General features: G+C 24.7%; 1 protein-coding gene. It reads right to left on the bottom strand.

What is annotated here, in order from left to right; translation table 11 throughout:
• Window positions 1-437 (bottom strand): CatA-like O-acetyltransferase (locus UUA_RS19115; RefSeq protein ID WP_081491607.1); only part of this gene is annotated, 437 nt, incomplete at both ends.

Raw genomic sequence — 437 nt, 5'->3', positions numbered from 1 at the left:
ATTTACCTATCGTAATAATAGGCAATAAAAAGCTGCTATTGTTACCAATGTTTAAATTAAATGAACTAAAATCAATCCAAGGAATCATTGAAATCGGTATGGTGTTTTCAGGTATCGCTTTTTTAGGAAACATTTCTTCTTTATCTTTATATTCAAACAAGTCATTTTTATAATTATTATAAAAAGAAGTGAAGTTGTTATCAGATTCAGTCCAAATGTTAGTAAATTTTTCAGTTTGCTTATTAAAAACTGTATACAAAGGATTTAACTTATCCCAATAGCCTAATTTATTCTCACTATTAATTCCTGTTCTAAACACTTTATTTTTATTTACAACTTCCATAATTGCATAAATCAAAGAAGGATAAATTTCATATCCTTTCTTTTTTATCATATCTTTAAACAAAGTAATATCAATTTCTTTAGTAATGCTATAC

This window comes from Rhodanobacter thiooxydans LCS2 (assembly GCF_000264375.1).
Classification (GTDB): domain Bacteria; phylum Pseudomonadota; class Gammaproteobacteria; order Xanthomonadales; family Rhodanobacteraceae; genus Rhodanobacter; species Rhodanobacter thiooxydans.
Note: the sequence above shows the minus strand (reverse complement) of the source record. Positions and strands in the feature narration are given on the sequence as shown.